Here is a 20,188-nt window from a genome sequence, read left to right on the forward strand (position 1 = left end):
CGTCAGGGAAGATGTCCGAACGCGTGAATTTGATAATTTGGTTTATGCTAGTACAAACAATTTACAATTCATATGGTGACCGCTCAGAATTTGACACCACAGACTTATTAAATAGAGACTCCGGGAAAAAAAACGCTTAAACGCTGAAAAAACGTTCATTTAAATTTCACTCAGGGAATAAAACGCCACTTTTCAGCCAGTCTCGCAGAACCTGTGCATTCGACTGGTATCACGCCCGCGAAATCCCTATAATTGCCGCGTTTGACGCTCCGGCGTCGCCCTTCCTTAACATCCAGGTTAATCAGGTCGCTAAATTTATGACTGATAAGTCTCATCAGTGCGTCATTATAGGCATCGCCGGCGCATCGGCTTCAGGTAAAAGTCTAATTGCCAGTACGCTTTATCGCGAACTGCGTGAACAAGTAGGTGATGAGCATATCGGCGTCATTCCCGAAGACAGCTATTACAAAGATCAATCCCATCTGTCGATGGAAGAACGCGTCAAAACCAACTATGACCACCCCAATGCGATGGATCACAGCTTGCTGTTCCAGCATTTAGAAGCGCTTAAGAGCGGCAATGCGATCGAGCTGCCCGTTTACAGTTACGTAGAACACACCCGCACTCAGGAAACCATCCGCATCGAGCCGAAAAAGGTCATTATCCTTGAAGGCATCCTGCTGCTGACCGACGCCCGCCTGCGTGAATCCATGAACTTCTCGATTTTCGTCGATACCCCGCTGGATATCTGCCTGATGCGCCGCATCAAGCGTGACGTGAACGAACGCGGCCGTTCGATGGACTCCGTCATGGCGCAATACCAGAAGACGGTTCGCCCGATGTTCCTGCAGTTTATTGAACCCTCCAAACAATACGCCGATATCATCGTGCCGCGCGGAGGTAAAAATCGCATTGCTATTGATATCTTAAAAGCGAAAATCAGCCAGTTTTTTGAATAAGCCGCGTTAATTGTGTACCGTTCAGAGATAACCTGGTTTTACCCTGAGCGCTTACCGCCTCAGGGTACGATGCATGAAAGGAGAAAGTGCCGTGCGTCTTTGCGATCGCGATATAGAAGCCTGGCTGGATGAAGGCCGTTTGTCTATTACCCCACGTCCACCTGTTGAGCGTATCAATGGTGTGACCGTTGATGTACGGTTAGGCAATAAATTCCGCACATTTAGCGGTCATACCGCACCGTTCATTGATCTTAGCGGGCCGAAGGACGAAGTCAGCGCCGCGCTCGATCGCGTGATGAGCGACGAAATCGTTATCGACGAGGGCGAAGCCTTTTATCTGCATCCGGGTGAGCTGGCCCTGGCGGTGACGTTTGAATCCGTCACCCTGCCTCCTGACCTGGTCGGCTGGCTTGATGGCCGTTCTTCGCTGGCGCGACTGGGGCTGATGGTTCACGTAACCGCGCACCGTATCGATCCCGGCTGGTCGGGGCGTATCGTGCTGGAATTCTTCAATGCTGGTAAATTGCCGCTGGCGCTGCGTCCGGGCATGATGATCGGTGCGTTAAGCTTTGAACCGCTGTCAGGCCCGGCAGATCGTCCTTATAACCGTCGGCAGGACGCAAAATATCGCGACCAGCAGGGCGCGGTTGCCAGCCGTATTGATAAAGACTGATCGTTAGCCCATTGAGGATGCCATGAGAAGAGTTCTGACAACGCTGATGATTTTGCTGGTGGTGCTGGTGGCTGGCCTTTCGGCGTTGGTTCTGCTGGTTAACCCCAACGATTTCCGCGCTTACATGGTGCGGCAGGTCGAGGCACGCAGTGGTTATCAACTGAAGCTTGACGGGCCGCTACGCTGGCACGTCTGGCCGCAGCTCAGCATTCTCTCTGGCCGCATGTCGCTCACGGCGCCAGGGGCGTCCCAGCCGCTGGTGTCCGCAGACAACATGCGCCTTGATGTGGCGCTGATCCCGCTCATTTCCCATCAGCTGCAGGTTAAACAGGTGATGCTGAAAGGCGCGGTGATTCAGCTCACCCCGCAAACCGAAGCCGTGCGAGATGCGAATGCGCCGGTTGCCCCGCGCGAAAATACCCTGCCTGATGAACCGTCTGATACAGGCTGGTCCTTTGATATCGGCAAGCTGAAAGTTGCCGATAGCGTGTTGGTTTTCCAGCATGAGCACCAAGAGCAGGTGACCGTTCGCAACATTAACCTGCAGATGGAACAGGATGCTCACCATCTTGCGTCGGTGGAGTTTAGCGGGCGCATCAATCGCGATCAGCGCGATTTGACCCTGTCGCTGAATGCCAGCGTCAACGCCTCAGACTATCCGCATCAGCTTACGGCCGACGTCCAGCAGCTGGACTGGCAGCTGACGGGAGCCGATCTTCCCACCCAGGGGATCGCCGGGCAGGGAACGCTGCAGGCCGTGTGGCGCGAAGAACAGAAGCAGCTGGAGCTGGATAATCTCAACCTGCAGGCAAATGACAGTAGCCTGAAGGGGCAGGCGAGCGTCACGCTCGAAGAGAAGCCGAAGTGGGTACTGAATCTGCAGTTTGACAAGCTCAACCTGGAAAACCTGCTGCCACCTCTGCCAGCCAGCGCCACGGACAGCGATGCCGCGCAAACGGGGCAAAGCCAGGCACCGGTATCGCGTCCGGTTATCTCGTCGAATCTTGATCAGCCTGACTATAACGCCCTGCGCGGATTCACGGCGGATATCCTGCTGAAGGCCAATAGCCTGCGCTGGCGCGGCATTGATTTTACCGACGTGAGCAGCCAGATGTTTAACCGTAACGGTTTGCTGGTGATCTCCGAACTGAGCGGTAAGATGGGCGCAGGGAACCTCTCGCTGCCCGGCACGCTGGATGTCCGTAAAGACGTTGCCAGCGCCGAATTCCAGCCGCGTCTCGACAATGTTGAGATAGGCACCATCCTGAAAGCGTTTAACTATCCGATATCCCTGACGGGGCAGCTGACGCTTGCGGGTGACTTCTCAGGCACGAAAATTGATGCCGATGCTTTCCGCCGCGAATGGCAGGGGCAGGCGCATCTTGATCTGAAAAACTCCCGTATGGAAGGGCTTAACTTCCAGCAGCTGGTGCAGCAGGCGGTCGAGCGCAGCAGCGATGTGAAAGCCCAGGAAAACTACGACAGCGCCACGCGCCTCGACAGCTTCACCGCGGACCTGACGCTGGACAACGGACAACTCTCCCTCGACGGAATGCAGGGTACCTCTTCACTCTTATCAATGACGGGTAAAGGTAAGCTGGATCTGGTGAAAGAGACGGCGGACACGCGCTTTAACGTGCAGGTACTTTCCGGCTGGCAGGGTGAAAGCAAGTTCATCGACTTCCTGAAAGAGACGCCGGTCCCGCTGACCGTATACGGCAAATGGCAGGCCCTGAATTACAGCCTCCAGGTGGATCAGATCCTGCGTAAGCATCTGCAGGACGAAGCGAAACGTCGGCTTAGCGGCTGGGCGGATCGTAATAAAGATTCACAGGATGGCAAGGATGTGAAGAAGCTGCTGGATAAGCTTTGATGCCTGTTGTGCCGGGTGGCGGCTTCGCCTGACCCGGCCTACAAAAGCCTGACGCCGTTGTGCCGGGTGGGCGGCCAACAAAAGCCTGACGTCGTAGGCCGGGTAAGCGCATCGCCACCCGGCTTTTTTTACACCTCAAAATCCAGTTCTTCCTCATCCCGCAGCGGAATGAGCTGAACCTTCTGCACGCGATGGTTTTCGATTTGCAGGGTTTTCAGCAGATAGTCCCCCACCTGAACCTCTTCCCCCGGCTGCGGAATTCGCTGTAAATACTCCATCAGCAGACCGGCAATGGTGTGATATTCCCGTTTTTCATCCAGCGGTAGCGGCACAAATTGCACCAGGTCTTCAAGCGGCATATGGCCGTTAGCCGTCCACGAACCGTCTGCGTTTTTCTGAATATCATGGCGAGCGTCAATCTCATCTACCTCGTTTGGCAGATTGCCGGCGATGGTTTCCATCACGTCGCTGAGCGTGACCAGTCCTTCCACCGAACCAAACTCATCCACTACAAAGGCAAAGTGGGTGCGCGCGTTGCGGAATTGCTCAAGGGCAGAAAGCAGCGGTAGCCCCTCCGGGAAAACCAGCGGCTGGCGTACCAGGGCGCGCAGATTGAGCGGCTCGCCGTGAAGCTGCTGCTGGAGAAGGTCAATAACGTGCACCACGCCCAGCAGCTCCTCTTCCTCTTCACCGCCGGTCACCACCACGCGTGTGTGCTGGTTTTTATCCAGCAGGGCGCGAATTTGCTCTTCCGGCGCCGTCAGGTCGACATGTTCAATGTCATGCCGTGAGGTCATGATGCTGCTGACCGTCCGCTGATTCAGATTGAGCACCCGCTCGATCATTCGTCGTTCCTGCGGGTCGAAGATCAGCCCGTCGCTGTGATCGGCGAGCATGGCGGAGGATGCGGCGTCCAGCTCCGCATCCTCTTTCTTACCGCTTAACAGGCGCATAACCGTGTCGGCCGTGCGCTGACGCAGGGTCTGATTTGCGGAAAGGAAGCGGCGGCGGTTAAATATCGCCAGCTGGTTAAGCGCTTCAATCATCACGGAGAACCCGATGGCGGCGTACAGGTAGCCTTTCGGAATATGGAAGCCAAAACCGTCGGCCACCAGGCTAAAGCCAATCATCAGCAGGAAGCTCAGACAGAGGATCACGATGGTCGGGTGACTGTTCACAAAGCGGGTCAGCGCCTTGCTGGCCATCACCATCAGCGTGATGGCAATAATTACCGCGGCCATCATCACCGCAAGGTGGTCCACCATCCCGACGGCGGTGATCACCGAGTCCAGGGAGAAGACCGCATCCAGCACCACGATTTGCGCCACTACCGGCCAGAATTTCGCCCCGCGGCGCTGGGTTGGGTTCTCGCTGTCTTTGCCTTCCAGCCGCTCGTTGAGTTCCACCGTGGCTTTGAACAGCAGGAACAACCCGCCGAAGAGCATGATGAGATCGCGGGCGCTAAAACTCAGACCGTGAAGGGAGAACAGAGGCTGAGTCAGCGTGACCAGCCAGGAGATAGAGGCCAGCAGCAGTAACCTCATCACCATCGCCAGCAGCAGACCCGTCACGCGCGCGCGGTCGCGCTGGGAAGGGGGAAGTTTTTCAGCGAGGATGGCGATAAAGACCAGATTATCAATCCCGAGCACTAACTCGATGACGACCAGCGTAACCAGCCCGGCCCAGATTGAGGGATCGGCAATCCATTCCATAGTAATAGCAATACCTTCTGTTATATGACGAATGTCACACTTCGATCATGGATAAAGCTGGGGGAAATTGCAATGCCGGGCTGAGATTTCTCTTAATACGACGGTTAAAAAAGAGAGCATTCTCAACGGGGTGTAAATAAGCGAAATACGTATATTTAATTACAAGGAAAGCATTTTAGGATATATCGCAGCTAATGGTTTTTGGTTTCTTTTTGTCAATATAAAGAAAATCCTAAAAGGTCAAAAATTTGCTCTTAATATTAATCTTAAAAACTGATATTAGGACAGTTGTCTCCTTGCCTGCTATTAGGTTAGCTGCAACAATTCTCCCAGCATCAAATGTTAAATCTCGGTGTTGCTATTTTTGTTCGGTCTTCAGGGATGGTTATTCATTATCCGTCAGCTTTCTCAAGCGACTGATATATTTCCTGAAGACCTTGCTCAAGAGGGTGTCTATCCATAACACATTGTTTAGTCAGTGGATTGGTAACTGAAAGCCAAGGGCGGTAGCGTGCCTGAAAGCGTGTGAATGAGCCTCGATTATTCTGTCAATAGCCAATGGATGAATAAGCTTTTTTTAGGACTGATGCCAGTTATATTTCTATTTGATTAACTGCATGCTGAAACCCAATACGACCCGAGCTTATTTAAATTGCACAGGATAATTACTCTGCCAAAGTGATAAATAATCAATGATGAAATCCAAAATGAAATTGATGCCATTATTGGTGTCTGTGACCTTGATGAGTGGTTGCACGGTCTTTCCCGGCAGCAATATGTCAACAATGGGTAAGGATGTGATCAAGCAACAGGATGCCGATTTTGATCTCGACAAAATGGTGAATGTTTATCCACTTACGCCTCGTCTGGTCGAACAATTACGTCCACGACCGAATGTTGCCCAGCCGAATATGTCGCTGGACCAGGAAATTGCCTCCTACCAGTACCGCGTGGGGCCGGGTGACGTGATCAACGTGACCGTCTGGGACCACCCAGAACTGACCACGCCAGCGGGCCAGTACCGCAGCTCAAGCGACACCGGTAACTGGGTGCAGTCAGATGGCACCATGTTCTATCCCTACATTGGTAAAGTTCATGTTGTGGGGAAAACGCTTGCCGAGATCCGTAGTGATATTACCGGCCGCTTAGCGCAGTACATCGCCGATCCGCAGGTGGACGTTAATATCGCCGCATTCCGCTCGCAAAAAGCCTATATCTCCGGCCAGGTGAACAAATCCGGCCAGCAGGCCATCACCAACGTTCCTCTGACCGTACTGGATGCCATTAACGCCGCGGGCGGGTTAACCGACGGCGCAGACTGGCGCAACGTCGTGCTGACCCACGAAGGCAAAGAGCAGCGCATTTCGCTGCAGGCGCTGATGCAAAACGGCGATCTGACCCAGAACCGTCTGCTCTATCCGGGCGACATTCTCTACGTGCCGCGCAACGACGATCTGAAAGTGTTCGTGATGGGTGAAGTGAAGAAACAGAGCACCCTCAAAATGGACTTCAGCGGTATGACCCTGACCGAAGCGCTGGGCAATGCGGAAGGCATCGACCTGACCTCGTCGAACGCCAGCGGTATCTTCGTTATCCGTCCGCTGAAAGGCGAGGGTACGAAAGGCAAGATCGCCAACATCTACCAGCTGGATATGTCCGATGCGACCTCTCTGGTGATGGCAACGGAGTTCCGTCTCCAGCCATACGATGTGGTGTACGTCACCACCGCGCCGGTTGCCCGCTGGAACCGTCTGATCAACCAGTTGCTGCCAACCATCAGTGGCGTTCGCTACATGACGGATACGGCGCGCGACATTCATACCTGGTAATCCGCGATGTTTAACAAAATTCTGGTGGTATGCGTGGGGAACATTTGCCGTTCCCCTACGGCTGAACGGTTGTTGAAACACTACCAGCCCGAACTGACCGTTGATTCGGCAGGGCTGGGTGCACTGGTCGGTAAAGGCGCTGATGAACGCGCGACGAGCGTGGCGCGGGACCATAACCTTTCCCTCGACGGCCACGTGGCCCGCCAGGTCACTGGCCGCATGTGCCGGGAGTATGACCTGATCCTGACGATGGAAAAACGCCATATTCATGCGCTGTGCGATATCGCTCCGGAGATGCGCGGCAAGGTGATGCTGTTTGGTCACTGGGACAATGAACGTGAAATCCCCGATCCGTATCGCAAAAGCCATGAGGCCTTTGAGGCGGTTTACACCTTACTTGACCAGTCTGCCCAACAGTGGGCGCAGGCACTGAAAGTTCAGCAGGGATAACAATGACAGAAAAAACAAGACCTTCTGCCGCCCCGACTTCGGGCAGTGATGAAATTGATATTGGGCGCCTGGTCGGCACTGTTGTAGAGGCAAAGTGGTGGGTGCTTGGCATAACCGCCGTGTTTGCCGCGGCGGCCGTCGTCTATACGCTGTTCGCCACACCTATCTACAGCGCCGACGCGCTGGTGCAGATCGAGCAGAATACCGGCAACTCGCTGGTGCAGGACATCGGTTCCGCGCTGGCGAACAAACCGCCGGCATCCGACGCCGAAATTCAGCTTATCCAGTCACGTCTGGTGCTGGGTAAAACGGTTCACGACCTCGGGCTCGATATTTCCGTCACCAAAAATACCTTCCCGGTCTTTGGTGCCGGCTGGGATCGTCTGATGGGGCGAAGCAATGACACGGTTAAAGTCACCGACTTCGTGCTGCCAAAAGGGGCTGCCGATCAGACGTTTACCCTGACGGTGCTTGGCCCGAAACAGTACCAGTTAACCAGCGACGCAGGTTTTAGCGCGCGCGGTGAGGTGGGGCAGATGCTGACCAAAGACGGCGTCAGCATGATGGTCAGCGCGATTAACGCCCAGGAGGGCGGTGAATTCACCGTCACCAAATTCTCCACGCTGGGGATGATCAACAATCTGCAAAACAACCTGACCGTCACCGAAAACGGTAAGGACACCGGCGTGCTGAGCATGACCTTTACCGGTGAAGATAAGGATCAAATCCGCGACATCCTGAACAGCATTACCCGCAACTATCTTGAGCAGAACGTTGAGCGTAAGTCGGCGGAAGCGGCGAAAAGCCTGGCCTTCCTCGCGAAACAGCTCCCGGAAGTGCGCGCCCATCTGGATGACGCCGAGAACAAGCTGAACGCCTATCGTCAGGACAAAGACTCCGTTGATCTGCCGCTGGAGGCGAAATCGGTCCTCGATTCGATGGTCAACATTGATGCGCAGCTCAACGAGCTGACCTTCAAAGAGGCGGAGATTTCCAAGCTTTATACCAAACGTCACCCGGCCTACCGCACGCTGCTGGAAAAACGCCGTACCCTGGAAGAGGAGAAGGCGAAGCTCAATGACCGCGTGACCGCGATGCCGAAAACGCAGCAGGAGATCGTGCGTCTGACCCGCGACGTGGAGTCCGGACAGCAGGTTTACATGCAGCTGCTGAACAAGCAGCAGGAGCTGAAAATCACCGAAGCCAGTACCGTGGGCGACGTGCGCATCGTCGACCCGGCCATTACCCAGCCTGGCGTGCTGAAGCCGAAGAAAGCGCTGATTATTCTCGGCAGCATTATTCTCGGCCTGATGCTCTCCATCGTGGGCGTGCTGCTGCGTTCGCTGTTCAACCGCGGAATCGAAAGCCCGCAGGCGCTGGAAGAGAGCGGTATCAACGTCTATGCCAGCATTCCGCTGTCCGAGTGGCAAAAATCCCGTGACAGCGTCAAAACCATCAAGGGCGTTAAGCGTTACAAACAGAGCCAGCTTCTGGCGGTGGGTAACCCGACCGACCTCGCTATCGAAGCGATCCGTAGCCTGCGTACCAGTCTGCACTTCGCCATGATGCAGGCCAAAAACAACGTCCTGATGTTGACCGGTGTTAGCCCGTCAATCGGTAAAACCTTCGTCTGCGCCAACCTGGCGGCAGTGGTCAGCCAGACCAACAAGCGCGTGCTGCTGATCGACTGCGATATGCGCAAGGGCTACACCCACGAGCTGCTGGGTACCAACAACGTCAACGGTCTGTCGGAAATCCTGCTCGGCAAAGGCGAAATCAGCCAGAGCGCGAAACCTACAACGGTGCCGAAGTTTGACCTGATCCCACGCGGTCAGGTGCCGCCTAACCCGTCCGAGCTGCTGATGAGTGAACGCTTCACCGAGCTGGTGGAGTGGGCGAGCAAAAATTACGACCTGGTGCTGATCGATACGCCGCCAATTCTGGCCGTGACCGACGCGGCCGTTGTTGGCCGCCACGCTGGCACCACGCTGATGGTGGCGCGTTACGCGGTGAACACCCTGAAAGAGGTGGAAACCAGCCTGAGCCGCTTCGAGCAGAACGGCATTGAGGTGAAAGGGGTGATCCTGAACTCCATCTTCCGCCGCGCGACCGGGTACCAGGATTACGGGTATTACGAGTACGAATATAAGTCTGACAGTAAATAATAAAACACACCCCATACCCCTCACCCTAACCCTCTCCCCAAAGGGGAGAGGGGGACTGTTCGGTGCTGGATTTGGGGGACGAACGTAATGATAACCACTGGCTGCCTTTCACCCTCTCCCCTTTGGGGAGAGGGCCGGGGTGAGGGGAAAAAATGACCACACAACGCCCTTTAGTTTCAATCTATATGCCGACATGGAATCGTCAGCAGCTGGCGATCCGCGCAATCAAATCCGTCCTGCGACAGGATTACGATAACTGGGAGCTGATCATCGTTGATGACTGCTCTTCCTCGTATGAACAGCTGCAAAAGTTTGTGACTGACCTCAACGACCCGCGGGTGGTCTATACGCATAACGCCATTAACTCCGGCGCATGTGCGGTGCGTAATCAGGCGATTTTGCAGGCCAAAGGGGAGTATCTGACCGGGATCGACGACGATGACGAATGGACGCCGAACCGCCTGTCTATCTTCCTGTCGCATAAAGAACAGCTGGTTACGCACGCTTTCCTGTATGCCAACGATTATGTCTGTCAGGGGGAGGTGTACTCCCAGCCCGCGAGCCTGCCGCTGTATCCGAAATCACCGTACTCTCGCCGCCTGTTCTACAAGCGCAACATCATTGGTAACCAGGTCTTCACCTGGGCGTGGCGTTTCAAAGAGTGCCTGTTCGATACCGAACTCAAGGCCGCGCAGGATTACGACATCTTCCTGCGCATGGTGGTGGAATACGGCGAGCCGTGGAAAGTGGAAGAGGCCACGCAGATCCTGCACATCAACCACGGGGAGATGCAAATCACCTCCTCGCCGAAGAAGTTCTCCGGCTACTTCCATTTTTACCGCAAGCACAAGGACAAGTTTGACCGTGCCAGCCGTAAATATCAGCTCTTTACCCTCTATCAGATCCGCAATAAGCGCATGAACTGGCGCACGCTGCTGACGCTGCTGTCCGTGCGTAACGGCAAGCGCCTGGCTGACGGGCTTCGGGGGAAATAATGTTTCTGGAAGATTGCCGCGCTAACAGCTGGAGCCTGCGCCCGTGCTGCATGGTTCTGGCGTACCGCATCGCGCACTTTTGCTCGGTGTGGCGTAAGAAAAACGTGCTGAACAATATCTGGGCGGCACCCGTGCTGGTGCTATACCGCATCATCACCGAATGTTTTTTTGGCTATGAAATTCAGGCCGCTGCCACCATCGGTCGACGCTTTACCATCCATCACGGCTATGCGGTGGTGATTAACAAGTTCGTGGTCGCCGGGGACGATTTCACCATTCGTCATGCGGTCACCATCGGCAACCGTGGGCCTGACAGCCTGGCCTGCCCGGTCATCGGCAATAACGTCGAGCTGGGGGCGAACGTGGTGATTATCGGTGACATTACGATTGGCAATAACGTCACGATTGGTGCTGGCAGCGTGGTGCTGGACAGCATTCCGGATAACGCGCTGGTGGTGGGAGAAAAAGCCCGCGTGAAGGTGATTAAATGAACATTCTGCAATTTAACGTACGCCTCGCAGAAGGCGGAGCGGCAGGCGTGGCCCTGGATCTTCACCAGCGCGCGCTGCAAAAAGGACTTCAGTCTCGTTTTATTTACGGCTACGGCAAAGGCGGCAAGAAAAGCGTCAGCCACGATAACTTCCCGCAGGTGCACAAGCACACGCCGCGTCTGACCTCGATTGCCAACATTGCGCTGTTCCGCCTGTTTAACCGCGATCTTTTTGGCAACCTGAACACGCTTTACCGCACGGTTACCCGCACCACGGGCCCGGTTGTGCTGCATTTTCACGTGCTGCACAGCTACTGGCTGAATCTGGAAGAGGTGGTGGCGTTTTGTCAGAAGGTGCAGGCCCACAAGCCCGATACCCGCTTTGTCTGGACGCTGCACGATCACTGGAGCGTGACCGGGCGCTGCGCGTTTACCGACGGCTGCGAAGGCTGGAAAGATAACTGCCAGAAGTGCCCGACGTTAAGCAACTACCCGCCGGTCAAGGTGGATCGCGCGCACCGGCTGGTCGCCGGAAAGCGTCAGCTGTTCCGCGACATGCTCTCGCTCGGCTGTACGTTTATCTCTCCAAGCCAGCACGTGGCCGATGCCTTCAACAGCCTGTACGGGGCGGGGCGCTGTCAGATTATCAACAACGGCATCGACGTGGCGACGGAAGCCATTCTTGCCGAGCTGACCCCGGTGGCGGAAACCGCAGGCAAACCGAAAATCGCTATCGTTGCGCATGACCTGCGTTACGACGGCAAAACCAACCAGCAGCTGGTGCGCGACATGATGGCGCTGGGGGACAAAATAGAGCTTCACACCTTCGGCAAGTTTTCACCGTTTGAAGGGGCCAACGTGGTGAACCACGGGTTTGAAACCGACAAGCGCAAGCTGATGAGCGCGCTAAATGAAATGGACGCGCTGGTGTTCAGCTCCCGCGTGGATAACTACCCGCTGATCCTGTGCGAAGCGCTCTCAATCGGCGTGCCGGTGATTGCCACCCACAGCGATGCGGCACGTGAAGTGCTGGAAAAGTCCGGCGGGAAAACCTTCACGGAGCAGGAGGTCCTGCCCCTGGTGCAGCTGCCGAAGGCGCAGATTGCTGAGATCGTTTTTGGCACTGACCTGGAATCGTTCCGCAACCGCAGCCGCAAGGCCTACAGTGGACAACAGATGCTGGAGGAATATGTCTCGTTCTATCAGAATCTGTAGTTATCTGCTGCTGCCGCTGATCTACCTGCTGGTCAACGTAAAAATTGCCCAGCTCGGCGAAAGCTTCCCGATAACCATCGTGACCTTCTTGCCCGTTCTGCTTCTGCTGTATGTCGATAAAATCAACCTGAAGAAGCTGATGATTGCCCTGGGGCTGGGCACGGGCCTGACGCTGTTTAACTACATCTTTGGCCAGTCGCTGGATGCCAGTAAATACGTTACGTCGACCATGCTGTTTGTTTATATTGTTATTATTATCGGAATGGTCTGGAGTATTCGGTTTAAAACTATTTCTCCGCACAATTATCGGAAAATCCTTAGGTTCTTTTATATTGCCGTTGCGTTAATTGTTATGCTTGCCGCGCTGGAGATGGCGCAAATTATTCTGACCGGTGGCAGCAGCCTGATGGAGATAATTTCGAAATATCTCATTTACAGTAACAGCTATGTATTGAACTTCATCAAGTTTGGCGGGAAGCGTACTACGGCCCTCTATTTTGAACCGGCGTTTTTCGCTCTGGCGTTAATCTCAATTTGGCTCAGCATCAAACAGTTTGGTATCAAAACGCCTAAGACCGATGCTATGATTCTTGCAGGAATTGTTCTGTCTGGATCGTTCTCAGGGGTAATGACATTTATCCTGTTTTACCTGCTGGAGTGGGCGTTCCAGTACCTGAACAAAGATGCGATTAAGAAAAAACTGCCGCTGGCGATTATCTCTCTGACGGTGTTTATGGTAGGCGTGATATTTGCTTTCCCGTACATCTCAGAACGTCTGGGGGATTTGGGAACGGAAGGGTCATCGTCCTATTATCGCATCATTGGGCCACTGGTGATGGTGGGTTATTCCTTAACCCATATTGATGGTGTAGTAAGATTCGGCTCACTTTACGAATATGTTGCATCATTCGGAATCTTTAACGGTGCGGATGTCGGTAAAACCATAGACAATGGTCTGTATCTGTTAATTATTTATTTTTCGTGGTTCGCCGTACTGTTGACCCTGTGGTATCTGTTTAAAGTTTTCAAAATGATGATTAACGCGTTTGGTGATAACCAGAATTTTCGCGTTCAGCTTTATCTGTTTACTCCGGTGTCGCTGTTTTTTACCGGGTCAATATTTAGCCCGGAATATGCTTTCTTGATTGTCTGTCCGTTTATTCTGCGCAAAGCGCTTAATATTACGAACGCATGACGAAATGAGGTGATTTATGTTTCTTAGCGTCATTACTGTCGCTTTTCGTAATTACGAAGGGGTGGTAAAAACCTGGCGCTCGCTGCGCAACCTGGCGCGCGATCCAAGCCTCACCTTTGAGTGGATTGTGGTCGACGGCGGCTCGAACGATGGCACGGCGGAGTTTCTGGAAAAACTCAACGGTGAGTTCAACTTACGCTACATCAGCGAGAAAGATAAAGGCATCTACGATGCGATGAATAAAGGCATTAACATGGCGCAAGGCCGTTATGCCATCTTCCTGAATTCGGGCGACATTTTCCATGATGACGTGGCGCTATTTGCCCGTCAGCTGGCTCGCCAGAAAGAGGACGCCATGTATATTGGCGATGCGCTGCTCGATTTTGGCGACGGACATAAAGTGTGCCGCAGCGCGAAGCCAGGCTGGTATATCTATCACAGCTTGCCGGCCAGCCATCAGGCCATTTTCTTCCCGGTAAAAGGTCTGAAAAAACAGCCTTACGATTTGCAGTATAAAGTGTCTTCGGATTATGCGCTGGCTGCCAATTTGTATAAGTCAGGTTACCCGTTCCGTCGAATTAAAGGGCTGGTGTCTGAATTTTCAATGGGCGGCGTATCAACGTCGAATAATCTGGAATTGTGCCGGGATGCCAAAAACGTACAGCGTAAAATATTACGCGTGCCGGGGCTCTGGGCAGAATTGTCTTATTTATTGCGCCTGCGGACCACGGGCAAAACAAAAACCTTATATAACAAAGCCTGAATATAAGGAAACGCAATGCAGGATCTGAAAGGTTTCTCCGTGCCGAAAGGCTTTCGGGGCGGAAACGGTATTAAGGTACAGCTGTGGTGGGCCGTTCAGGCAACGTTATTTGCTTGGTCGCCTCAAATACTGTACCGCTGGCGTGCCTTTTTATTGCGCCTGTTTGGCGCAAAAATAGGAAAAAACGTAGTCATCCGACCCTCTGTGAAAATTACCTATCCGTGGAAATTAACGCTTGGGGATTACGCATGGGTTGGGGATGACGCGGTGTTATATACCTTGGGCGAAATTACGATTGGCGCAAATTCGGTGGTTTCACAGAAATGCTATTTGTGCACCGGCAGCCACGATTTTATGAGTCAGCATTTTGATATTACCGCTTCGCCTATTGCGATCGGTGAAAAATGCTGGCTGGCAACGGATGTTTTTGTTGCACCGGGTGTTTCTGTTGGCGATGGCACGGTAGTCGGTGCCCGCAGCAGCGTTTTTAAATCGCTACCGGCAAATAAAATTTGCCGTGGCAACCCCGCAGTGGTGATACGCGAACGCGTTGAAACTGATTAAATTCATAAGTAGAGGAATATAAACATGTCTAAAGTCGCTCTCATCACCGGCGTTACCGGGCAGGATGGTTCTTACCTGGCAGAGTTACTGCTGGAAAAAGGTTATGAAGTGCACGGTATTAAACGTCGTGCATCTTCTTTCAACACCGAGCGTGTTGACCATATCTATCAGGATCCTCACTCCGCGAACCCGAAATTCCATCTGCATTACGGCGATCTGACGGACTCCTCCAACCTGACCCGTATTCTGCAGGAAGTACAGCCGGATGAAGTGTACAACCTGGGCGCGATGAGCCACGTTGCGGTCTCCTTCGAATCCCCGGAATATACCGCCGACGTTGATGCCATGGGTACGCTGCGTCTGCTGGAAGCGATTCGCTTCCTCGGCCTTGAGAAGAAAACGCGCTTCTACCAGGCATCCACCTCTGAGCTGTACGGTCTGGTGCAGGAAATCCCACAGAAAGAGACCACGCCGTTCTACCCGCGCTCTCCGTATGCGGTAGCAAAACTGTACGCCTACTGGATCACCGTGAACTACCGTGAATCCTACGGCATGTACGCCTGTAACGGCATCCTGTTCAACCACGAATCACCACGTCGCGGCGAAACCTTCGTCACCCGCAAAATTACCCGCGCTATCGCCAACATCGCGCAGGGTCTGGAGTCTTGCCTGCACCTCGGCAACATGGATTCCCTGCGTGACTGGGGCCATGCCAAAGACTACGTGAAAATGCAGTGGATGATGCTGCAGCAGGAACAGCCAGAAGACTTCGTCATTGCGACCGGCGTGCAGTACTCCGTACGTCAGTTCGTTGAAATGGCCGCGGCACAGCTGGGCATCAAACTGCGCTTCGAAGGTACCGGCGTGGAAGAGAAAGGTATCGTGGTTTCCGTGACCGGCCACGACGCTCCGGGCGTGAAGCCTGGCGACGTGATTGTGCAGGTTGACCCACGCTACTTCCGTCCTGCTGAAGTGGAAACCCTGCTGGGCGACCCAACCAAAGCGCACGAGAAGCTGGGCTGGAAACCAGAAATCACTCTGCAGGAGATGGTCTCTGAGATGGTAGCCAAAGATCTTGAAGCAGCGAAAAAACACTCTCTGCTCAAGTCTCATGGCTACGAGGTTGCCATCGCGCTGGAGTCCTGAGAATGACAAAACAACGTATTTTTGTCGCCGGTCATCGCGGAATGGTGGGTTCCGCGATTGTTCGCCAGCTGGAACAGCGCGGCGACGTCGAAGTGGTTGTCCGCACCCGCGACGAGCTGAACCTGCTCGACAGCCGTGCGGTACAGGACTTCTTTGCTAACGAACGTATTGACCAGGTGTATCTGGCGGCGGCGAAGGTGGGCGGCATTGTCGCTAACAACACCTACCCGGCGGATTTCATCTACGAAAACATGATGATCGAGAGCAACATCATTCACGCGGCGCATCTGCACAACGTGAATAAGCTGCTGTTCCTCGGGTCGTCCTGTATTTACCCGAAAATGGCGAAACAGCCGATCGCCGAAAGCGAACTGCTGCAGGGCACGCTGGAAGCGACCAACGAGCCTTACGCGATTGCCAAAATTGCCGGGATCAAGCTGTGTGAGTCCTACAACCGTCAGTACAACCGCGACTATCGTTCGGTGATGCCGACCAACCTGTACGGACCGCACGACAACTTCCACCCGAGCAACTCGCACGTGATCCCGGCGCTGCTGCGCCGCTTCCACGAGGCGACCGCCGAGAACGCGCCGGACGTGGTGGTGTGGGGCAGCGGTACGCCAATGCGTGAATTCCTTCACGTGGACGACATGGCTGCGGCCAGCATTCACGTGATGGAGCTGGATCGCGAAGTGTGGCAGGAGAACACCGAGCCGATGCTGTCGCACATCAACGTCGGTACCGGCGTGGACTGCACCATTCGCGAGCTGGCGCAAACCATCGCGCAGGTGGTGGGCTACAAGGGCCGCGTGGTGTTTGACGCCACGAAACCGGACGGCACGCCGCGCAAACTGCTGGACGTGACCCGTCTGCATCAGCTGGGCTGGTATCACGAGGTGTCACTGGAGCAGGGGCTGGCCAGTACCTACCAGTGGTTCCTGGAAAACCAGCACCGCTTCCGGGGGTAACGATGTTTTTAAGTCAGGAAGATTTTGCCACGGTAGTGCGTTCCACTCCGCTCATCTCAATTGATTTGATCGTGGAGAACGAACGCGGCGAGTTCTTGCTGGGGAAACGAACCAACCGTCCTGCACAGGGCTTCTGGTTCGTGCCCGGCGGGCGCGTGCAGAAGGATGAGACGCTGAGCGATGCGTTTGAGCGTCTCACTCTGGCGGAACTGGGCCTGCAGCTGCCGATGGCAGCGGGCCAGTTTTACGGGGTCTGGCAGCACTTCTATGACGATAACTTTTCAGGCACCGGGTTCACCACGCACTACATCGTGCTGGGGTTCCGCCTGAAGGTGAGTGAGGCAGACCTGCGTCTGCCTGATTCTCAGCATGACGACTACCGCTGGCAGACGCCAGAGGCGCTGCTGGCCAGCGACAATGTGCATGACAACAGTCGTGCCTATTTCCTGGCCGATCGTCAGGCCGAGGTGCCGGGCATATGAAGATCCTCGTATACGGAATCAACTATTCGCCGGAGCTAACCGGCATCGGGAAATACACCGGCGAGATGGTCGAGTGGATGGCGAGCCAGGGACATGACGTGCGGGTCATTACCGCGCCGCCGTACTACCCGGAGTGGAAAGTCGGGGAGCGCTACTCAAGCTGGCGCTACCGTCGCGAAGAGGGTGCAGCGACCGTCTGGCGCTGCCCGCTGTATGTCCCTAAGCAGCCCTCGACGCTGAAACGGTTACTTCATCTGGGCAGCTTTGCCCTGAGCAGTTTTTTCCCGCTGATGGCGCAGCGTCGCTGGAAGCCGGATCGCATCATCGGCGTGGTGCCGACGCTGTTTTGCACGCCGGGCATGCGCCTGCTGGGCAAACTCTCCGGTGCGCGCACGTTGCTGCACATTCAGGATTACGAAGTTGACGCCATGCTGGGCCTGGGGATGGCAGGCAAAAGCAAGGGCGGCAAGGTGGCGAAGCTCGCCAGCGCGTTTGAGCGCAGCGGCTTACACAACGTGGACTACGTCTCGACGATCTCGCGCTCAATGATGAACAAGGCGCAGGAGAAGGGCGTTCCGGCCCGGAAGGTGATTTTCTTCCCGAACTGGTCCGAAGTGGCGCGTTTTCGCGACGTGACGGAGCAGGACGCTCAGGCTCTGCGCGCGCAGCTCGGTTTGCCTGAAGATCAAAAAATCATTCTTTACTCAGGCAACATCGGCGAAAAGCAGGGACTGGAGAGCGTGATTGAAGCTGCCCAGCAGCTTAGCAAACATCCGTGGACGTTTGTGATTGTCGGGCAGGGAGGTGGAAAGGCGCGGCTGGAAAAAATGGCCGGCGAACGCGGCCTGACCAATGTGAAATTTTTCCCGCTTCAGTCTTACGAGGCATTGCCTGCGCTGCTGAAGATGGGCGACTGCCATCTGGTGGTGCAAAAACGCGGCGCCGCGGATGCGGTGCTGCCGTCCAAGCTGACCAACATTCTGGCAGTGGGCGGCAACGCGGTGATTACGGCAGAAGCCGAAACAGAATTAGGCCAGCTGTGCGACAGCTATCCGGGAATTGCCGTGTGCGTGGAGCCGGAATCGGTCCCGGCGCTGGTGACCGGAATTGAAAAGGCACTTGCCATGCCAAAAGTGAACACGGTGGCACGTGAATATGCCGAACGCACGCTCGAAAAAGAGAACGTGCTGAGCCAATTTATTGCAGATATACGGGGATAAATCATGAGTCAAACCACTTTGTATCCGGTTGTGATGGCTGGTGGCTCTGGTAGCCGGTTGTGGCCGCTGTCCCGCGTGCTCTATCCAAAACAGTTCCTCTGCCTGAAAGGGGATCTCACCATGCTGCAAACGACGGTAAACCGTCTGCACGGCGTGGAGTGTGAAAGCCCGGTGGTGATTTGTAACGAACAGCACCGCTTTATTGTTGCCGAGCAGCTGCGCCAGCTGAATAAGCTTACCGAAAACATCATCCTGGAGCCTGCTGGGCGCAATACCGCGCCTGCGATCGCCCTGGCGGCGCTGGCGGCAAAACGCAGCAGCCCGGACTGTGACCCGCTGATGCTGGTCCTGGCGGCAGACCACGTTATCCAGCAGGAAGACGCGTTCCGCGACGCGGTGCGTGCGGCCATTCCTTACGCCGAGAGCGGCAAGCTGGTGACCTTCGGTATCGTGCCGGATCTGCCGGAAACCGGCTATGGCTACATCCGCCGCGGCAGCGTGACGCCGGGTGAAGGCGACAGCGTGGCGTTTGACGTGGCGCAGTTTGTTGAAAAACCGAATCTGGAAACCGCGCAGGCCTACGTTGCCAGCGGTGAGTATTACTGGAACAGCGGGATGTTCCTGTTCCGCGCCGGACGCTATCTGGAAGAGCTGCGCAAATACCGCCCGGATATTCTGAACGCCTGCGAGAAAGCGATGGCGGTGGTGGACCCGGATCTCGACTTCATCCGCGTGGATGAAGAGGCGTTCCTCGCCTGCCCGGAAGAGTCCATTGACTACGCGGTGATGGAACGTACGGCAGACGCCGTCGTGGTACCGATGGATGCAGGCTGGAGCGATGTGGGCTCCTGGTCCTCCCTGTGGGAGATCAGCGCCCATACCCCGGAGGGTAACGTCCACCACGGCGATGTCATTAGCCACAAAACGGAAAACAGCTACGTTTACGCCGAGTCCGGCCTGGTGACCACGGTCGGGGTGAAAGATCTGGTGGTAGTCCAGACCAAAGACGCCGTGCTGATTGCCGACCGTAACGCCGTGCAGGACGTTAAAAAAGTGGTTGAACAAATTAAGGCCGATGGTCGCCACGAGCACCATATTCACCGCGAAGTTTACCGTCCGTGGGGGAAATATGACTCCATTGACTCCGGTGACCGCTACCAGGTGAAACGCATCACCGTGAAGCCGGGCGAGGGGCTGTCGGTGCAGATGCACCATCACCGCGCCGAGCACTGGGTGGTGGTCGCGGGTACCGCTAAAGTCACCATTGACGGTGAAGTCAAACTGCTGGGTGAAAACGAGTCCATTTATATTCCGCTGGGGGCGACGCACTGTCTGGAGAACCCGGGGAAAATTCCTCTCGACTTAATTGAGGTGCGCTCCGGCTCGTATCTGGAAGAGGACGATATCGTGCGCTTCCAGGACCGCTACGGGCGGGTGTAGCACTCTGCATTATGCCCGGTGGCGCTGCGCTCACCGGGCCTACGAATGA

Annotated in this window: 18 protein-coding genes; 17 read left to right on the forward strand and 1 reads right to left on the reverse strand. The window is 55.0% G+C overall.

The window, feature by feature from the left end; translation table 11 throughout:
- Nucleotides 1–317 precede the first annotated feature (317 nt).
- The 3 genes from udk to asmA all read left to right on the forward strand — a co-directional run bounded on the left by udk (nt 318) and on the right by asmA (nt 3,505).
- Nucleotides 318–959, forward strand: a complete 642-nt coding sequence (gene udk / locus AB8846_RS20945) for a uridine kinase (protein WP_063144535.1) — start codon at nt 318–320, stop codon at nt 957–959.
- 91 nt (nt 960–1,050) lie between these two features.
- Nucleotides 1,051–1,632 carry a dCTP deaminase gene (dcd, locus tag AB8846_RS20950; RefSeq protein ID WP_023312408.1) on the forward strand — a complete coding sequence of 194 codons (582 nt, stop codon included), beginning with the start codon at nt 1,051–1,053 and terminating at the stop codon, nt 1,630–1,632.
- A gap of 22 nt (nt 1,633–1,654) precedes the next feature.
- Nucleotides 1,655–3,505 (forward strand): outer membrane assembly protein AsmA, encoded by a 1,851-nt coding sequence (asmA, locus tag AB8846_RS20955; RefSeq protein WP_370733596.1) that lies wholly within the window; start codon nt 1,655–1,657, stop codon nt 3,503–3,505.
- A gap of 128 nt (nt 3,506–3,633) precedes the next feature.
- On the opposite strand, the gene AB8846_RS20960 is transcribed toward asmA, so the two are convergent.
- A complete protein-coding gene (locus tag AB8846_RS20960) occupies nt 3,634–5,217 on the reverse strand; it encodes a TerC family protein (RefSeq protein WP_370733598.1) in 1,584 nt (527 codons plus the stop codon).
- Nucleotides 5,218–5,909: 692 nt separating this feature from the next.
- Here AB8846_RS20960 and AB8846_RS20965 point away from each other — a divergent pair.
- The 14 genes from AB8846_RS20965 (at nt 5,910) to cpsB (ending at nt 20,139) form a co-directional block, all read left to right on the forward strand.
- Entirely contained in the window at nt 5,910–7,046 is a 1,137-nt protein-coding gene (locus tag AB8846_RS20965; RefSeq protein WP_063144532.1) for a polysaccharide export protein, read from the forward strand.
- Nucleotides 7,047–7,052: 6 nt separating this feature from the next.
- The gene (gene wzb, locus AB8846_RS20970; RefSeq protein ID WP_063144531.1) at nt 7,053–7,496 is read left to right on the forward strand and encodes a low molecular weight protein-tyrosine-phosphatase Wzb; all 444 of its coding nucleotides are present in this window, start codon (nt 7,053–7,055) and stop codon (nt 7,494–7,496) included.
- Between the two features lie 2 nt (nt 7,497–7,498).
- Nucleotides 7,499–9,661: a tyrosine-protein kinase Wzc gene (gene wzc, locus AB8846_RS20975; protein ID WP_063144530.1), complete on the forward strand. Its 2,163-nt coding sequence runs from the start codon at nt 7,499–7,501 to the stop codon at nt 9,659–9,661.
- Between the two features lie 152 nt (nt 9,662–9,813).
- The gene (gene wcaA, locus AB8846_RS20980) at nt 9,814–10,656 is read left to right on the forward strand and encodes a colanic acid biosynthesis glycosyltransferase WcaA (RefSeq protein ID WP_063144529.1); all 843 of its coding nucleotides are present in this window, start codon (nt 9,814–9,816) and stop codon (nt 10,654–10,656) included.
- A complete protein-coding gene (wcaB, locus tag AB8846_RS20985; RefSeq protein ID WP_023312402.1) occupies nt 10,656–11,147 on the forward strand; it encodes a colanic acid biosynthesis acetyltransferase WcaB in 492 nt (163 codons plus the stop codon). Before wcaA ends, wcaB begins: the two co-directional genes overlap by 1 nt.
- The gene (gene wcaC, locus AB8846_RS20990; protein ID WP_370733599.1) at nt 11,144–12,361 is read left to right on the forward strand and encodes a colanic acid biosynthesis glycosyltransferase WcaC; all 1,218 of its coding nucleotides are present in this window, start codon (nt 11,144–11,146) and stop codon (nt 12,359–12,361) included. The genes wcaB and wcaC overlap by 4 nt, the downstream gene beginning before the upstream one ends.
- Nucleotides 12,336–13,556 (forward strand): colanic acid polymerase WcaD, encoded by a 1,221-nt coding sequence (wcaD, locus tag AB8846_RS20995; RefSeq protein WP_063144527.1) that lies wholly within the window; start codon nt 12,336–12,338, stop codon nt 13,554–13,556. Before wcaC ends, wcaD begins: the two co-directional genes overlap by 26 nt.
- Before the next feature lie 16 nt (nt 13,557–13,572).
- On the forward strand, nt 13,573–14,319 hold the full coding sequence (gene wcaE / locus AB8846_RS21000) for a colanic acid biosynthesis glycosyltransferase WcaE (protein ID WP_370733600.1): 747 nt from the start codon (nt 13,573–13,575) through the stop codon (nt 14,317–14,319).
- 15 nt (nt 14,320–14,334) lie between these two features.
- Nucleotides 14,335–14,883, forward strand: coding sequence for a colanic acid biosynthesis acetyltransferase WcaF (wcaF, locus tag AB8846_RS21005; RefSeq protein WP_029742032.1), 549 nt, complete (start codon nt 14,335–14,337; stop codon nt 14,881–14,883).
- Between the two features lie 24 nt (nt 14,884–14,907).
- Nucleotides 14,908–16,029, forward strand: a complete 1,122-nt coding sequence (gene gmd / locus AB8846_RS21010) for a GDP-mannose 4,6-dehydratase (RefSeq protein WP_063144525.1) — start codon at nt 14,908–14,910, stop codon at nt 16,027–16,029.
- 2 nt (nt 16,030–16,031) lie between these two features.
- Complete coding sequence (locus AB8846_RS21015) at nt 16,032–16,997, forward strand: GDP-L-fucose synthase (RefSeq protein ID WP_013097874.1); 966 nt, start codon at nt 16,032–16,034, stop codon at nt 16,995–16,997.
- Nucleotides 16,998–16,999: 2 nt separating this feature from the next.
- Entirely contained in the window at nt 17,000–17,479 is a 480-nt protein-coding gene (locus AB8846_RS21020; RefSeq protein WP_023336270.1) for a GDP-mannose mannosyl hydrolase, read from the forward strand.
- The gene (gene wcaI, locus AB8846_RS21025; RefSeq protein WP_370733601.1) at nt 17,476–18,699 is read left to right on the forward strand and encodes a colanic acid biosynthesis fucosyltransferase WcaI; all 1,224 of its coding nucleotides are present in this window, start codon (nt 17,476–17,478) and stop codon (nt 18,697–18,699) included. The genes AB8846_RS21020 and wcaI overlap by 4 nt, the downstream gene beginning before the upstream one ends.
- A 3-nt stretch (nt 18,700–18,702) precedes the next feature.
- Complete coding sequence (gene cpsB, locus AB8846_RS21030) at nt 18,703–20,139, forward strand: mannose-1-phosphate guanyltransferase (protein ID WP_023336268.1); 1,437 nt, start codon at nt 18,703–18,705, stop codon at nt 20,137–20,139.
- The last annotated feature ends 49 nt before the right edge of the window (nt 20,140–20,188 follow it).

It is taken from the genome of Enterobacter sp. KB-221C9, from assembly GCF_041320715.1.
GTDB lineage: Bacteria > Pseudomonadota > Gammaproteobacteria > Enterobacterales > Enterobacteriaceae > Enterobacter > Enterobacter asburiae_D.

Bases quoted from the DNA above. Each gene is read 5' to 3' on its own strand.
- udk (WP_063144535.1), top strand. From the start codon at position 318: ATGACTGATAAGTCTCATCAGTGCGTCATTATAGGCATCGCCGGCGCA.
- asmA (WP_370733596.1), top strand. From the start codon at position 1,655: ATGAGAAGAGTTCTGACAACGCTGATGATTTTGCTGGTGGTGCTGGTG.
- AB8846_RS20960 (WP_370733598.1), bottom strand. From the start codon at position 5,217: ATGGAATGGATTGCCGATCCCTCAATCTGGGCCGGGCTGGTTACGCTG.
- AB8846_RS20965 (WP_063144532.1), top strand. From the start codon at position 5,910: ATGATGAAATCCAAAATGAAATTGATGCCATTATTGGTGTCTGTGACC.
- wzb (WP_063144531.1), top strand. From the start codon at position 7,053: ATGTTTAACAAAATTCTGGTGGTATGCGTGGGGAACATTTGCCGTTCC.
- wzc (WP_063144530.1), top strand. From the start codon at position 7,499: ATGACAGAAAAAACAAGACCTTCTGCCGCCCCGACTTCGGGCAGTGAT.
- wcaA (WP_063144529.1), top strand. From the start codon at position 9,814: ATGACCACACAACGCCCTTTAGTTTCAATCTATATGCCGACATGGAAT.
- wcaB (WP_023312402.1), top strand. From the start codon at position 10,656: ATGTTTCTGGAAGATTGCCGCGCTAACAGCTGGAGCCTGCGCCCGTGC.
- wcaC (WP_370733599.1), top strand. From the start codon at position 11,144: ATGAACATTCTGCAATTTAACGTACGCCTCGCAGAAGGCGGAGCGGCA.
- wcaD (WP_063144527.1), top strand. From the start codon at position 12,336: ATGTCTCGTTCTATCAGAATCTGTAGTTATCTGCTGCTGCCGCTGATC.
- wcaE (WP_370733600.1), top strand. From the start codon at position 13,573: ATGTTTCTTAGCGTCATTACTGTCGCTTTTCGTAATTACGAAGGGGTG.
- wcaF (WP_029742032.1), top strand. From the start codon at position 14,335: ATGCAGGATCTGAAAGGTTTCTCCGTGCCGAAAGGCTTTCGGGGCGGA.
- gmd (WP_063144525.1), top strand. From the start codon at position 14,908: ATGTCTAAAGTCGCTCTCATCACCGGCGTTACCGGGCAGGATGGTTCT.
- AB8846_RS21015 (WP_013097874.1), top strand. From the start codon at position 16,032: ATGACAAAACAACGTATTTTTGTCGCCGGTCATCGCGGAATGGTGGGT.
- AB8846_RS21020 (WP_023336270.1), top strand. From the start codon at position 17,000: ATGTTTTTAAGTCAGGAAGATTTTGCCACGGTAGTGCGTTCCACTCCG.
- wcaI (WP_370733601.1), top strand. From the start codon at position 17,476: ATGAAGATCCTCGTATACGGAATCAACTATTCGCCGGAGCTAACCGGC.
- cpsB (WP_023336268.1), top strand. From the start codon at position 18,703: ATGAGTCAAACCACTTTGTATCCGGTTGTGATGGCTGGTGGCTCTGGT.